11 protein-coding genes are annotated in these 14,148 nt (G+C 65.6%); 9 read left to right on the top strand and 2 right to left on the bottom strand.

What is annotated here, in order from left to right; translation table 11 throughout:
- Nucleotides 1-93 precede the first annotated feature (93 nt).
- The 5 genes from ACVWW1_RS32195 (at nucleotide 94) to ACVWW1_RS32175 (ending at nucleotide 6,125) form a co-directional block, all read left to right on the top strand.
- The gene (locus tag ACVWW1_RS32195; RefSeq protein WP_456658641.1) at nucleotides 94-2,592 is read left to right on the top strand and encodes an adenylate/guanylate cyclase domain-containing protein; all 2,499 of its coding nucleotides are present in this window, start codon (nucleotides 94-96) and stop codon (nucleotides 2,590-2,592) included.
- A 315-nt stretch (nucleotides 2,593-2,907) separates the two neighbouring features.
- On the top strand, nucleotides 2,908-3,117 hold the full coding sequence (locus tag ACVWW1_RS32190; RefSeq protein ID WP_029084280.1) for a cold-shock protein: 210 nt from the start codon (nucleotides 2,908-2,910) through the stop codon (nucleotides 3,115-3,117).
- A 233-nt stretch (nucleotides 3,118-3,350) separates the two neighbouring features.
- Entirely contained in the window at nucleotides 3,351-3,599 is a 249-nt protein-coding gene (locus ACVWW1_RS32185) for a hypothetical protein (RefSeq protein ID WP_456658640.1), read from the top strand.
- Nucleotides 3,600-4,263: 664 nt separating this feature from the next.
- On the top strand, nucleotides 4,264-5,184 hold the full coding sequence (locus tag ACVWW1_RS32180) for an alpha/beta fold hydrolase (protein ID WP_456658639.1): 921 nt from the start codon (nucleotides 4,264-4,266) through the stop codon (nucleotides 5,182-5,184).
- Between the two features lie 20 nt (nucleotides 5,185-5,204).
- Nucleotides 5,205-6,125 carry an efflux RND transporter periplasmic adaptor subunit gene (locus ACVWW1_RS32175; RefSeq protein ID WP_456658638.1) on the top strand — a complete coding sequence of 307 codons (921 nt, stop codon included), beginning with the start codon at nucleotides 5,205-5,207 and terminating at the stop codon, nucleotides 6,123-6,125.
- 183 nt (nucleotides 6,126-6,308) lie between these two features.
- On the opposite strand, the gene ACVWW1_RS32170 is transcribed toward ACVWW1_RS32175, so the two are convergent.
- Nucleotides 6,309-7,163 (bottom strand): caspase family protein, encoded by an 855-nt coding sequence (locus ACVWW1_RS32170; RefSeq protein ID WP_456658637.1) that lies wholly within the window; start codon nucleotides 7,161-7,163, stop codon nucleotides 6,309-6,311.
- Nucleotides 7,164-7,523: 360 nt separating this feature from the next.
- Here ACVWW1_RS32170 and ACVWW1_RS32165 point away from each other — a divergent pair, with 360 nt between their 5' ends.
- The 3 genes from ACVWW1_RS32165 (at nucleotide 7,524) to ACVWW1_RS32155 (ending at nucleotide 11,106) form a co-directional block, all read left to right on the top strand.
- Entirely contained in the window at nucleotides 7,524-9,251 is a 1,728-nt protein-coding gene (locus tag ACVWW1_RS32165; protein WP_456658636.1) for a hypothetical protein, read from the top strand.
- Between the two features lie 166 nt (nucleotides 9,252-9,417).
- A complete protein-coding gene (locus ACVWW1_RS32160; protein ID WP_456658635.1) occupies nucleotides 9,418-10,143 on the top strand; it encodes a thermonuclease family protein in 726 nt (241 codons plus the stop codon).
- Nucleotides 10,144-10,275: 132 nt separating this feature from the next.
- Nucleotides 10,276-11,106 (top strand): LssY C-terminal domain-containing protein, encoded by an 831-nt coding sequence (locus tag ACVWW1_RS32155; protein WP_456658634.1) that lies wholly within the window; start codon nucleotides 10,276-10,278, stop codon nucleotides 11,104-11,106.
- A 493-nt stretch (nucleotides 11,107-11,599) separates the two neighbouring features.
- Here the strand turns inward: ACVWW1_RS32155 and ACVWW1_RS32150 are convergent, their stop codons facing one another.
- A complete protein-coding gene (locus tag ACVWW1_RS32150) occupies nucleotides 11,600-12,757 on the bottom strand; it encodes an IS110 family RNA-guided transposase (RefSeq protein ID WP_456655413.1) in 1,158 nt (385 codons plus the stop codon).
- A 171-nt stretch (nucleotides 12,758-12,928) separates the two neighbouring features.
- Here ACVWW1_RS32150 and ACVWW1_RS32145 point away from each other — a divergent pair, with 171 nt between their 5' ends.
- Nucleotides 12,929-14,113, top strand: coding sequence for a pyridoxal-phosphate-dependent aminotransferase family protein (locus tag ACVWW1_RS32145; protein WP_176534284.1), 1,185 nt, complete (start codon nucleotides 12,929-12,931; stop codon nucleotides 14,111-14,113).
- Nucleotides 14,114-14,148: the final 35 nt, after the last annotated feature.

Here is a 14,148-nt window from a genome sequence, read left to right as displayed (position 1 = left end):
GCCCGAGGGGCCGCCTCGCCCCGTCGATCCGTGCTAAACAGCAGCGGATACAGTGGCGCACCCGACTGATTGGAGGGGGACGGACGAGGCTGGATGAACGGGGCTACGGACAAGGGCAAGAACTGGTTCCTGCGCGGCGGCCTGTTCGCCAAATACGTCCTCGCGCTGGTCGGCCTCGTCGTGTTCGTGCTCGCGGTCAACGGCGCGCTCGAGACCTGGATCAGCTACCGCGGCATCAAGAGCACGCTGACGGATGCGATGAGCGAGAAGGCGGACGCCACCGCCAAGCACATCGCGCAATCGATTTCCGATCTCGAGCGGCAGATCTCCTGGGTGACCCGCGCGTCTTCCAACACCATCGAGCTGCGCCGCGCCGATTATGCCCAGCTGCTCGGCCAGGTGCCGGCAGTGAACCAGCTCACCCTGATCAACGGCCAGGGCCGCGAGGTGCTGCGGCTGTCGCGCCAGACCTACACACTGAACTCCAACGCCGACTTCTCCCGCGACCTCCGCTTCACCGAGGCGATCGAGCGCGGCACCGCCTACGCGCCGGCATACTTTCGCGACGAGCGGCCCTATATGTCGATCGGCGAGCAGCATTCCGGCTTCAACGCCGGCGTCACCGTCGCCGAGATCGACCTCCGCTTCCTCAACGATTATTTCGGCGATTCCCAGGTCGGCCGCACCGCCTATGCCTATCTCGTCGACGCCAAGGGCCGCGTGCTGGCGAGCTCGTCGAAGGGCCCCGAGGTCGGCAAGGACCTTGCCGCGCTGCCGCAGGTCGCGGCGGTGCTGTCGGCGAGCGGCAGACGGATCGCCTCCGGCAAGGATGTCGAAGGCAACGCGGTGCTGACGACTGCGACAGCAGCGCCGGACCTCGGCTGGCACGTCTTTGTCGAGCAGCCGACCGCGCAGGCGCTCTCCCCGATCCGCGACCAGCTGGTGCGCATTGCCCTCTTGATCGCGCTCGGCCTCGTGGTCGCGATCATCGCCGGCACGATCCTCGCTCGGCGCATGCTGGTGCCGATCACCGCCCTGCGCACCGGCGCGCGGCGGTTAGGGGCCGGCGATTTCGGCCACCGCATCGAGGTGAAGACCGCGGATGAGCTGGAGGAGCTCGCCGGGCAATTCAACAGCATGGCCTCGCAGCTTGCCGAGACCTATTCCGGCCTCGAAGGCAAGGTGAAGGAGCGCACCCGCGACCTCGCGCAATCGATCAACGAGCTGAAGGTGCTGGAGGAGGTCGGCCGCGCGGTGGCGTCCTCGCTCGACCTCAACGCCGTGCTGCCGACGGTCGCCGCCCGCGCGCTCGAGATCACCCATGCCGACGCCGTGCTGATCTACGGCTATGACGCCGCACAGCGCACGTTCAACCTGACGCAATCGATCGGCATCGACGCCGAGGCCGAGGGCCATCACCGCGCGATTGACGCCGCGAACAGCCCGCTCGGCGAAGCCGCGGCCAAGGGCGAGCCGCTGGCCTTCCCCGATCTCGCCACTAGAGCGTTTTCGAGCGAAGTGGATACCGGTTCGCGTGAAGAAAACGCGTCAGGACAAGAATCCAGTCCCGATCATCCGCTGCGCGATGTCGTGGTCGGCGCCGGCTTCCACTCGGTGCTGGTGGTGCCGCTGGTCGACCAACAGGGCGTGCTCGGTTCGCTGGTGGTGCTGCGCAAGGCGGCCGGCGATTTTCCCGCGAGCCTGATCGGCCTGATGAAGACTTTTGCGCACCAGGCGGTGCTGGCGATGCGCAATGCGCGGCTGTTCACCGAGGTGGACCAGAAGAGCCACGCGCTGGAGCAGGCCAACGCCACCGTGCGCGAGCAGGCGGACAAGCTCAGGCAGCAGACCGAAGAGCTCACCGACTGGAACAAGTCGCTGGAGGCACGCGTCGAGACCCAGCTCACGGAGATCGAACGCATCCGCAAGCTCGAGCGTTTCCTGGCGCCGCAGGTGGCGCAGCTGATCGCCTCCTCCGATGGCCATGAGGGGCTGCTCGACAGCCACCGCCGCGAGGTCACGGTCGTGTTCTGCGACCTGCGCGGCTTCACCGCCTTCACCGAGGCGACCGAGCCGGAAGAGGCGATGAACGTGCTGCGCGAATATCACGCAGCGCTCGGCAAGCTGATCTTCAAGTACGAGGGCACGCTCGACCGCTATGCCGGCGACGGCGTGATGATCCTGTTCAACGCGCCGATCCAACTCGCGGACCACACGCTGCGCGCCGTGAAGATGGCGGTCGAGATGCGCGACACCATCGGCGCGCTGACCGAGAAGTGGCGCAACCGCGGGCACAGCCTCGGCTTCGGCATGGGGATTGCGCTCGGCTATGCCACGCTCGGCCAGGTCGGCTTCGAGCAGCGGCTGGAATATGCCGCGATCGGCAGCGTCACCAACCTCGCCTCCCGCCTGTGCGGCGAGGCCAAGGCCGGCCAGATCGTGGTGAGCCGCCGCGTCTACGGCATGGTCGAACCGCACGTCGAAGGCCGCGCCATCGACGACCTCGTGCTGAAGGGTTTCAATCACCCGATCCTCGCCGCGGAGATTTTGCGCTGGAAGGGCGAGCCGTCAGCGGAAGCGGCGGCGGAGTGATCCGCGCCGCTCTCCACGTTATTGCGAGGAGCGAAGCGACGAAGCAATCCATCTTTCCGCATGCGCGGTGGAATGAATTGCTTCGCTCCGCTCGCAATGACGGGGAGAGACTGGCGGCCCCGTCTACCGGCGGGAACCCACTACCGTCGGAACCTTGCATTCGCGCGGAAAGTGTGTATAGTACCCGCCATTCGATTAGCCGTTGCGCCTTGTTGAATGGTCAGAACGGCCCTCCTCCAAAGACATCGTCAGTTGAATGGATGGCGCGCGATTCTGCGCAACACATGCGCAGATGCGCATTTTGGAGAAGAGAAGATGGCGACAGGTACTGTGAAGTGGTTCAACGGTCAGAAGGGCTTTGGTTTCATCGAGCCGAGCGATGGCAGCAAGGATGTGTTCGTTCACATCAGCGCAGTCGAGCGTGCCGGTCTGACTGGCCTGGCTGAAGGCCAGAAGGTCTCGTTCGAGCTGAAGACCGACAAGATGCGCGGCAAGACCAGCGCCGAGAATCTTCAGATCGTCTGAGCTTTTTGCTTCGGCGTGATTTCCGCGCAAACGCGTTCCGCGTTTGTCGCGATCATGCCGGTTCGTCATTCCACGGATGTACTGGGATGACGTTGCTGCCCGCTCGATCCACCCGGATTGGGCGGGTTTTAGCATGTCTTGCTGCGCGTGATCCCAAAGCACGCTGCATCGCGCCGTTCCGTGCAACAGACGCGAAGCGTTCGCAGAGGGATGATGCCTTGGAGAGAATGCCAATGACCGCCAGGAAGCCCACGCCATCGCCCGCGAGCCTCGCCAGGGCCGACCGCCAGCGCCTGGCTGCCGAGGAAGGCGCGCGCGCCATCGCCGAGGTCGAGCGCGACGGAGCCGCGATCCGCAAGAACATGGAGCGCCTGCGGGCGCTGCGCGAAGCGCGCGAGGCCAAGGCTGCGGCCGAAGCCGAGCTGGCGCCGGCACAACCCGCCGCCAAGAAGAAAGCGCGCGTGAAGCGCATCGTGCGCTGACGCTGCGCTGTGGCTGCTGCAATGACCGCCGTCATTCCGAGCGAAGCGAAGCAATCGATCCCACCTCGCGCACGGAACGATGGATTGCTTCGTCGCTATCGCTCCTCGCAATGACGGTATCAATTCCGTCATCCCCGCGCAAAGGCTTCGCCTTTGTCGCTGGAGGTGCGAGCGCAGCGAGCCTCGAAGGATGCACGGCCCCGCTGGTGGCCATCGTGCTTCGAGACGGCCGCGATACGGCCTTCTCCACATGACGAGCGGCAGCATGACCGAATCGCATTAGGTCCCGATCAACATTGTCAAACAGCGGAGGGGATATGCGTTCGCGATCTCGCGGCGCGTTGCGCCCGAGGGATGCGATCAACTCACCCTCATTGATCGTGAGCGGGCGCAGGGAAGGCCGGGCGCCGAGTTTGGATGTCAAGGCAAATTCTGATACTCAGAATAATGTAAGCGGCTAGAAGATAGCAATTGTTGCGAAATTGCTTGCATTTCCGCGAACTCCCGCGAGCCTCAAATCACCATCCGGTGAATCTGGTTGTCCCCGTGATCACGATCGCGACCTCTGCCTTCGTTTCCAGGAATAACCCCTCCCCCACCTCGCTCGCGTCATGACGGGCGCGCGGAACTGCGCGTGCGTGAGAACACGCGAGGAATGGGTTTGATGACAGGTTTGGACGGGACGCACGCGGCGGCGTCGGTGGTGGCGTTGCACTGCTCGCTGGGGTCGGGACGGCAATGGACGAAGCTTGCGGGCGCGCTCAGTGGCACGCCGTTCATGGCGCCGGATATTTCCGGATATGGCGTCGCCGCCTGCGGGCGCGACTGGCCGCGGACGCTGGATGGCGAGATCGCGCGGCTCGAGCCCTGGCTCGCCAAGGCCAGGGGGCCGATCCATCTGATCGGGCATTCCTATGGCGGGGCGATCGCGTTTCGGCTGGCGACGGCATCGCCTTATGCGCAGCGCATCCGCAGCCTGACGCTAATCGAGCCCGTGTTGCCGACGTTGCTGCGCGAGGGGGGCGCCGACGTGCGGCTGTACGACCGCTTCGCGCGGATCGCGCAGGTGGTGTCGCAGGATGTTTTCGACGGCGCGGTGCTTGAGGCGGTCGAAGCGTTCACCGCGTTCTGGGCCGGCTCCGGCCCGCGCGAGCAGTTCTCGCCGAGCGGGCGGCTGCGGATGATCGAGCAGGCCGACAAGCTGCCTTACGATTTCAACGCCGCGCTCGATCTCGACGGCGTGGCAGCCGCCGCGGCCGCGTTGAGGGTGCCGACGCTGCTGGTGTCGGGCGGGCTGTCGCCCTATGTGACGCAGCGCATTGTCGCAAAACTCGCCGCGATCATTGATGGCGCCGAGGTGCGGCATCTGCCGGCGGCCGGCCACATGCTGCCGGTGACGCATGCCGAGCGGGTCAATCCGGAGATCCTGCGGCACATCTGGCGTGCCGAGGAGCTGGCAAAGCTTGAGCTCGCCGCGTGTGCCGCACCTACCGATACGGTTGCCGCCGCGGCGCAGCGCGGCTGGCTCGGCGAGGCCGCATCTGGTATTCAGGAGGCCCTCATTTTGGGAATAGTTTGCAGATGAGTTTGAGGCTCGAGCGATTCATGGGTTTCGCGGAGTTTATCATCGGGCCGCGCGTTGCGCGGACCCGTTGGCTCTACCCATCCTACGGACCGTCGATTGTCGTCGCGCTGCTTCTGCTCGCGGCATCTCCCGCGCTTGCCGCGGGCGAGGCCGACGCGGTGCCGAAGGGCGCGGCGGTGACGGTGCTGAAGGCCTCGAAATTCTGCTTCGGCAATATCGTCGAGGTCTCGGGCATCGTGCTGCCGCGCGACGAGCAGCAGATCCGGCCCGATCGGTTCGGGCTGAAGGTGGCGGAGGTGAAGGCCGATCCCGGCGACACCGTCACCGCCGGCCAGGTGCTGGCGCGGCTAACCGACGGCGCCAACGCGATCAACCTCACGGCGCCGGTGGCGGGGACGATATCGGCGTCAACGGCGATCGTCGGCGCGCCGGCATCCGGCAAGGATGCGCTGTTCTCGATCATCGCCAGAAACGAATACGACCTGGTCGGCATGGTGCCGACCCGCGACATCGCCAAGCTGAAGACCGAGCAGACCGCGCGGCTGAAGATCATCGGCGCCGGCGACATGGACGGCAAGGTGCGAACGATCGCGCCGACCATCGAGCCGAACAGCCAGCTCGGCCAAGTGTTCGTCGGCATCACGTCTAATAAGCGGCTGCTGGTGAATTCGTCCGGGCGGGCGCAGATCACGACCGGGCAGAGCTGCGGCGTCGCGGTGCCGCTGACCGCGATCCTCTATTCCACCGCCGGCACCGTGGTGCAGGTGGTGCGCGGCGGCCGCGTCGAGACGCGACGGGTCGAGACCGGGTTGATGTCGGCCGGCCAGGTCGAGATCCGCGACGGCATCCAGGAAGGCGACATCGTCGTCGCCCGCGCCGGCGCGCTGCTGCGCGAGGGCGATCCGGTGAGGCCGGTGGGCGCCAGCGCGGACGCGAAGTAGCCAGCGCTGCATCCACACCGTCGTCCCGGGCAAGCGACTTGTCCGCCGTAGCTCATCGAGCGAAGGCGGAAGCGCGACCCGGGACCCAACCACGAATGCGAATTGTCTTGAAGAGCTGTGGCCACAGCGCGCTTCAACAACGCAGCCCATGGGTCCCGGCTTTACGTGGGGGAAGAGCTTGGCTCAGCCGCCGAGCTTGATGTCTTCCAGCAGCGAGGACGACACGCTCGGCACCTGCTCGCCTTCAGAGGCGCGGGAGATCGCGACGCGGGTCTTGTTGAAGGCGGTCTCGGCCCCGGCCTGGGCGTTGAGGTTGTTGATGAGCTCGGAGACCAGCACGCTGTTCGGCGCCTTGGAATCGTCGGCGACCTTGCCCGGCGTCGCCGAAGTCAGCACGATCGTATTCTCCGGCGGGCTGATCGGGGCGAGGCCGTGCGAGAACGCACGGAAGCGGCGCTCATAGGGATTGCGGCGCGAGGCATCGAGCACGACGAGCTTGGCCTTGGCGCCACGCTCTTTCATCGCATCGAGCACCGACTCGACGCTGACGCCGGTGCGCTTGACGTCGGCTTCCTTCCAGATCGTGGCATCGACCGGGATCATGTAGCTCTCGCGGCCGACCTGCACGCCGTAGCCGCCGAAGAACAGCATCACGACGGTGTCGGGCCGGATTTTGGCCTTCATGCGCTCGACCGCGCGGAACATGTCGTCCTTGGTCGCGTCCTCGACCACGTCGACGTCAAAGCCTTCGCGGCGCAGCGCCGACGACAGGGTGCGGGCATCGTTGATCGGCTGGGCCAAAGGCGCCGCAGCGTCCGGGTAATGGCCGTTGCCGATGACCAGCGCGAGACGGGAAGTGCCGGCCGCAATGCTGCCGGTCTGCCCGGCGGTAACGGCTCCGGCGACAGTCTCCCTGGCAACATCGGGTGTCCGCTTGTTGAGCGCGGCGTGGGCACCAATCGCCAGCGACACCGTGCCGGCCACCGCCACGCAGACGGCGATGGTGCGACGGGAAATATGAAGCTGCCTAAGGTTCATAACGTTCTAGTCCCAATCTCTATCCCGATGGCGTTCGAGCGAAATCGCGCCAGTTAGTCGCGTCAGTGACGATCAGGTTTAATGGGGTTGAGGTGTGTGTGCCGTTGAATTCAGCTCAATTTGCGGCGCCGCAACAAACACTCCCTTAACCCGGCTGGACCGCCGGAGCAACCCGGTTTGCAGCATGCTGCCGCCCGGCACAGGCCATTGACGCCGTTAAGATCCCGTTACGTGACTTCGATCACATTTGTATTCTGTACGGATTCATGTAGCTTTCCAACGGCTTGCGAGTTTGGGGGAGGACCGGAGGAAACACTGCCGGGGGCGGCGGCGTTAACCGGTTCCTTGAGAAAGGGATTCATGAGCCTTCACGAGATCGCTGGCGCGGTATGCCGGGCGCTGACCGCCAAGAAGGACGGCCCGTCGCTTTACGACGTCTGCGACCCCGTGCTGCAGGCCTATCGCGGCGGCGATGCCCATCTCGGGAAGTTCTACCGGACCGCGCTCGGCAATCCGGCGCTGCGCGCGCTGCTCCGCCGCACCGGCCTGCCCGCCCTCAACGACGCCGACCGCCTGGCGGGCCTGCGCGCGGCGTTGACCGAGGCGCGCGACGCCGCGGCGCCTGACTGGGCCGCGGTCGGCGCCCCGGTCGCCGACCTGATGGACGGCATCGGCGTGCACCACCCCGCCCCGCCGGCCGCGACGACGGCTTGCCATCCGCCGGCGACGGCCGAGATCGACCGTGTGATCCGCTTAACCGGCGCGCATCTGCTCGGCTCGTTCGGCCGATGCGGCTTCATCCCGACCTATGCCGCCTTCAACCTGATCGGCGATGCCGACATCGGCGGGCGCGAGATGCTGATGGCACTGACCGGGCTGAACGCGCGCGGCTACAAGAACTCGACCTTGCTGTTCAGCCTGGCGCGGGTCTTCATCGCGCATTCGCCGGCGCGCGCGCTGATCAACCCGCCATGGCGCGGCATCGCCGAGCCGATGTGGGAGCCGGTGCAGATCCGCCATCGCTCAGCCTATTACGATGCCTTCTTCACCGAGGCGCTGCTGAGCTATGTCGAGACCGGGCTCGCGTCACCGGACGAAGCAGGCGCGGCGCGGCGCGCGGTCGCCGAGATGGTGGAGTTCTGCCTGAAGACCAGCGCCGAGGAGGTGCCGTCGCATGACGGCTCGGTCGTGAAGGTGGTCACCGCGCTGGCGCCGGGACAGCATCCGCGTTTCTCGCGCTTCTTCGCCCAGATCAAGCAGGACCTCGGCTTCGGCGTCTATGTGCCCGACTGCGACACCACGGCGTGCGCGTTCTCGGCCGCGACGCAAGCCGGCTCCGACGATCCGATCCTGCAGCAACCGCTGCTGGATTTCTACCGCGGCTACCAGGTCCGCGCGGGCGCCAACGAGCCGCGCGTCACCGTGCCGCTCAACGATAACATCGACTATGAGGGCGGTGTCGTCACCTGGATCGACAATCTCGGGGGCGAGCGGCCTTACGGCAACGACCTCGATCCGACGCTGAACCTCGACATCCTCGAGGTCTCGTTCCGCAACCTCGCCCGCTGGCGGATCATCGAGACGCCGCAGCGGCTCGAGACGGTGCATCGCATCATCGCCTTCCAGAAGAGGTTGGTCGAAAGCGGCGCGTTCAGCAATCCGCGCTCGCACATCTATTATCTGCCCGAGCTCTATTCGGCCTATTTCGGCCGCTGCTACGCCGCCTTCATCGCGCTGCCGCTGGCGGCGCAGCGCGTCATCGACCCCGGCAATGTGTTCGCGCTGATCCGCGCCCGCGTGCTCGGCTACGTCCAGGGCGAGCTGATCGCGCATGAGATGAACCCGTTCGACGCCGCGCTCGCGCTGATGGCGCTGGCGCATCTTGGCGCCGAGGTCTCGACCTTCACGCCGGCGCTGCACTGCATCGTGCAAGGCCTCGGCGAAGGCGGCCGCAAGGGACCCTACAGGGCCTATGAATGGAATAAGATGAAGACCCCGACGCGGATCCTGGTCGGCGGGCCCGAGGTGACGTCGGCCTTCGTGCTGATGGCCCTGGCGCTGGCCAGGAAGCGGATGGTTGCGGCGTAGGATGGGTAGAGCGCAGGAGGGGGAGGATGACATCGCGGAGCGGGATGACGCGAAGTTGAAACTGGCGGAAACGCAACACCACTGGCAGGGTTGCCCAATTGCCCGCACAATCCTCGCCGATCCTTTGGGCTCGAAACGCTGAACGAAAGACTGGCCGGAAACGCCGATGCTCAAGACGCTGCTCACTGCTGGCCTGCTGCTGTCGCTGCCGACGCTGGCTGTCGCCGCCGACATCACCGGCGTGCCGAAGATCCGCGATGGCGACCAGCTCATGATCGGCAACGTCAAGATCCGGCTCGGCGGGATCGACGCGCCGTCGACCGACCAGCTCTGCCTCAACACCAAGGGTGAGCGCTGGACCTGCGGCGTCGCCGCGCGCGACGAGCTGATCAAGCATGCCGGCAACAAGAGCTGGACCTGCCACGCTCGTTCGGTCGATCGCCGCGGCCGCACCATTGCGCGCTGCGAGGTCGACGGCGAGGACATCCAGAAATGGATGGTCAGCAATGGCTGGGCGCTGGCCTACACCCGCATCTCGCATGACTACGAGCCGGACGAGAAGGCGGCGCGCGAGGCCAAGGCCGGGATGTGGCAGGGCGCGTTCATCGCGCCGTGGGACTGGCGCGTGCGCAACAAGAAGACCACCGTGCTCGGCACCGTGAAAGTGCCGGAGAGTGCACACTCGATCCTGCTCGCCTCGGCCTCCGGCCCGGTCGCGCCCTCGCCCGACTGCACCATCAAGGGCAACGTCAACCGCGCCGGCGAATGCATCTTTCACCAGCCGACCAGCCGCTGGTACGCCAAGATCGAGATGAAGATCAGCAAGGGCACGCGCTGGTTCTGCTCGGTCGAGGAAGCCGTAGCCGCCGGCTGCCGCGAGACGCGGCGCTAGAGCATGATCCGGAAAAGTGCGAAGCGGTTTTCCGATAAGATCATGCTCAAACAAAGAGCTAAGGCGCGATGACGATTCAACCCAATCTCATCGCGCTTTAGGGCGCCACGCACTGATCCGGAAGCGTGTGCCGTGACTGACGTCGAAATCAACCCGCCTGCGGCGCGCCGTCGCAAACGCGTGCGCTATCTGCAGCTGCTGCTGTTCGTCCTGGTCATCTATCTGATCGCGGCCTATCTGGTGCTGCCGGCGCTGTGGACGCATTACGAGCACCAGAAGGGCCTCGCCAATCTACCGATGGTGACCCGCACCGCGCAGGGCATTCCCGGCGACCCGATGAATGTCGGGCTGATCGGCGACACCAAGGACGTGGTCTGCGCGATGCACGAGGCCGGCTGGTTCCCGGCCGATCCGGTCACGCTGAAATCCTCGATCGAAATCGTAGGCAGCGTGCTGCTCGACCGTCCCTACAAGGATGCGCCGGTGAGCAACTTGTTCTATCTCGGCCGCCGCGAGGACCTCGCCTTCGAACGGCCGGTCGGATCGAGCGCGGATCGCCGCAACCATGTCCGTTTCTGGCGGGTGCTCGATCAGGGTCAGGAGAAGCGCCCGGTGTGGCTTGGTGCTGCGACGCTCGACCGCAGTGTCGGCATCAGTCGCTACACCGGCGCGGTGACGCATCATATCGCCCCCGACCTCGACGCCGAGCGCGCGCTGCTCGCGACCGATCTCGAATCCGCCGGCATGGTCACCGCGAAATACCAGGTGACCGGCATCGGCCCGACCTTCGACGGGCATAATGGCGGCGGCGACCTCTATTACACCGACGGTGAAATCTGGGTGATGCGGCTGGTCGAGGCCTGCCGCAAGAACGACGGCACCGTCGAGCAGATTCCAAGCCCCGCCGCAACCGAGTTCAAGGACCAGATCTGGCGTGCGGTGATCGAGACCATCGACAAATAAGGCTGTGTCCCGCGCTTTTGGAAACGCTGGATTGCTCACATGGGGATTTGGTGTGTCAAGATTTATGGTCAGCTCTTTGTTCGATTTTCGGGCCAGCTCTTCGTCCCGACCATGGGCCGGTTTGGAAGGCGCGCGCAGATCAGGTCAAGACCGGCCCGGCAGGGCCGCCGCGAAGCGGCTTGGTCTTGAGCTGAGCGAGCACGCCTTCAGGCTCGTCGGGTCGGGAAGTGCGGCGTGAACTCCTCCTATGTTCGGCGATCCAAGGGTCGAGCCAGTTCGGGCAATCTGGTTTGCATGCCAGATCAAACTCACATTCGGTCGTCGCTCGGTGGCGACTGCACCAACATTCCGCTTGCGGCGGGCAGGCTCGAGAGGACGGGACCATTCTTCGTTGCGGCGTTTGAAGCCATGCAATCCATCGGTTCGTCCGCCCGGATCGGCCGAGGCTGATCAACCTCGGCAGATTGGTTTTAAGCTTGCAGGAAGCCACGCATCAGGCGGCCTTCATCTCGGCCCCCTCGATCACGACGCCGGCGGTCACGTATTTCCACAGTGCCACGAGCAGCTTGCGGGCCAGCGCCACGATCGCGCGCTTGCGGCCGCACTGCGCCTTGAACCATTGGGTCAGCGCCGATTGCGGCTGGTGGCGCACCCAGAGCCAAGCGAGCTGGATCATCGTGGTTCTCAGGCGCGGATTGCCGGCTTTCGACACGCCTTGCTCGCGCTCGATCCCACCACTGCGCCAGGGCGTCGGCGCAAGTCCGACATAAGATGCGACCTGACGGCGGTTGGCGAACTGCCGCCAGAAGGCTTCCGACCACAGAACGGCAGCGAAGTTCGAGCCCAAACTCTTCAGACCGAGCAGCATCGCAACCGGGGTCGATGCAGCCTTCCCGCCCGACGGCTTGCTCGCGGCCAGCAACGCATCCTGCTCGCGCTCCACCGCCGCAATCTGCTCCAGCAGCAGTTCGAGCCGGTCGAGCTCACGGTCGATCTGCGCCTTCAGATGCGGCAGTAATGCGCGCCCGTCTCCAGTCCGCAAGGCCTCCAGCCGCTTCCGTCGATCCCGCCGCAACGGCGCATAACCCGATATCCCTTGCGCGAACAGAAGACCCTTGATCCGGTTCACATGCTCGACCCGCTCCGCGATCAATGTCCTCCGTTCGCGGCACAGCCGGCGGCGATCCTCCTCTTCGGGAGAGGGAGCAACAACCATGGCGCAGACCCGAGGCTCGCCGCGCTTGTAGGCCAGAAGCGTCCGCAACAGTGTCTCCCCATCCAGCCTGTCCGTCTTGGCTCGCTGGCGCCGGCGCGGCGTCGCAATCGAGGCCGGATCCACCACATGGCTCTCAATGCCTTCCTGCTGCAGGGCCCGGTGAAGCCAGAACCCATCCAGCCCCGCCTCCTGGATGGTGATGATCGGATAACTCTCGCCCGTGCGCGCCTGCGCCTTGCGCTTCAGCTCCGCGAACAGCTTCAGCAGTTCCGCAAGATCGCCGGCCACCACGCTGTGTTTGGACATCTTCTCGCCTTTGCCCGGCGAAAGCGAGGTGACCAGCCAAGTCGAACGGCTCAGTTCCAATGACGCGAAAATTGCGCCAAACTGAGTGCGGATAGCGGCCAGTTTGTCGGAAGGATGATCGAGCAACATCGTCGTCTCCAGGTTGAATGGGTGCAACCTCAGTCTGGCCTCAGACTTGGTCGCTATCCACTCCCCATGGAATCTTCGTCCGGCTCGCAATCGCGGCCGCGATGGCATATCCTTCACGCTTGACCCCTCAGACGCATGATTTGCGTAGCTTTACCCAAAAGGAACAGGACGATGACCGTTCGCGCGGGCCGGGAATTTCTGGCCATCCCCGGGCCCACCACGATGCCTGATCAGGTGCTGCAGGCGATGCATCGCCCGGCGCTCGATATCTACTCCGCCGAGATGTTCGAACTGACCGAAAGCCTGCTGCGCGATCTCTCGAAGCTGTTCGCCACCATGGGCAAATCCTACATCTACATCGCCAACGGCCACGGCGCCTGGGAGGCGACGCTCTCCAACGTGCTGTCGCGCGGCGACAAGGTGCTGGTGCTGGAGAGCGGGCGCTTCGCGATCGGCTGGGGCCAGGCGGCGGCCGCGATGGGCGCCGATGTCGAGGTGCTGAAGGGCGACTGGCGCCGCGCGATCCGCCCGGCTGAGGTCGAGGAGCGGCTGCGCCGCGACAAGGAGCACAAGATCAAGGCGATCCTCGCGGTGCAGGTCGACACCGCGTCCGGCGCCTATAACGACATCGAGGCGATCGGCAAGGCGATCAAGGCGGCAGGCCATCCCGCGCTGTTCATGGTCGATACCGTGGCCTCGCTCGGCTGCATGCCGTTCGAGATGGACAAATGGTATGTCGACGTTGCGATGTCCGGCTCGCAGAAGGGCCTGATGACGCCGCCCGGCCTCGGCTTCGTCGCCGCCAATGACCGCGCCTGGGACGCGCACAAGAAGGCCGACCTGCGCACGCCGTATTGGGACTGGACCGAACGCGAGGGCTCTGAGCACTACCGCAAATATGCCGGCACCGCGCCGGTGCATCTGTTGTTCGCGCTGCGCGAGGCGATCAACATGCTGCACGCCGAGGGCCTGGAGAATGCCTTCGAACGGCACCGGCTGCTCGGCGAAGCGGTGCGCCGCGCCGTCGCCGTCTGGGGCGAGGGCCAGGTGCTCGGCTTCAACATCGCTGAACCCGCCGAGCGCTCCAACACGGTGACGACCGTGACCGTGAAGGGCGCCGATCCCGCCGCGATCCAGCGCTACGCCAAGGAGAAATGCGGTGTGGTGCTCGGCACCGGCATCGGCGACCTGCAGGGCCAGGCCTTCCGCATCGCGCATATGGGCCACGTCAACGCGCCGATGATCCTCGGCACGCTCGGCGTCGTCGAGGTCGCGCTCACCGCGCTGAATATCCCGCACGGCAAGGCCGGCGCCGACGCCGCCATCCAGTGGCTCGGCGAGAACGTGAAGGCGTAACGGGCGAGCAGCAGATCGAGCCGCCGCCGAATCCG

Source organism: Bradyrhizobium sp. JR3.5 (assembly GCF_054057015.1).
The sequence above is the reverse complement of the archived record's forward strand: the minus strand, read 5'-3'. Positions and strand labels throughout refer to the sequence as shown.

Coding starts and splice junctions, on each gene's coding strand:
- ACVWW1_RS32145 (WP_176534284.1), top strand. CDS start 12,929: ATGACCGTTCGCGCGGGCCGGGAATTTCTGGCCATCCCCGGGCCCACC.
- ACVWW1_RS32185 (WP_456658640.1), top strand. CDS start 3,351: ATGACCGCCAGGAAGCCCACGCCATCGCCCGCGAGCCTCGCCAGGGCC.
- ACVWW1_RS32165 (WP_456658636.1), top strand. CDS start 7,524: ATGAGCCTTCACGAGATCGCTGGCGCGGTATGCCGGGCGCTGACCGCC.
- ACVWW1_RS32150 (WP_456655413.1), bottom strand. CDS start 12,757: ATGTTGCTCGATCATCCTTCCGACAAACTGGCCGCTATCCGCACTCAG.
- ACVWW1_RS32175 (WP_456658638.1), top strand. CDS start 5,205: ATGGGTTTCGCGGAGTTTATCATCGGGCCGCGCGTTGCGCGGACCCGT.
- ACVWW1_RS32190 (WP_029084280.1), top strand. CDS start 2,908: ATGGCGACAGGTACTGTGAAGTGGTTCAACGGTCAGAAGGGCTTTGGT.
- ACVWW1_RS32160 (WP_456658635.1), top strand. CDS start 9,418: ATGCTCAAGACGCTGCTCACTGCTGGCCTGCTGCTGTCGCTGCCGACG.
- ACVWW1_RS32180 (WP_456658639.1), top strand. CDS start 4,264: ATGACAGGTTTGGACGGGACGCACGCGGCGGCGTCGGTGGTGGCGTTG.
- ACVWW1_RS32195 (WP_456658641.1), top strand. CDS start 94: ATGAACGGGGCTACGGACAAGGGCAAGAACTGGTTCCTGCGCGGCGGC.
- ACVWW1_RS32170 (WP_456658637.1), bottom strand. CDS start 7,163: ATGAACCTTAGGCAGCTTCATATTTCCCGTCGCACCATCGCCGTCTGC.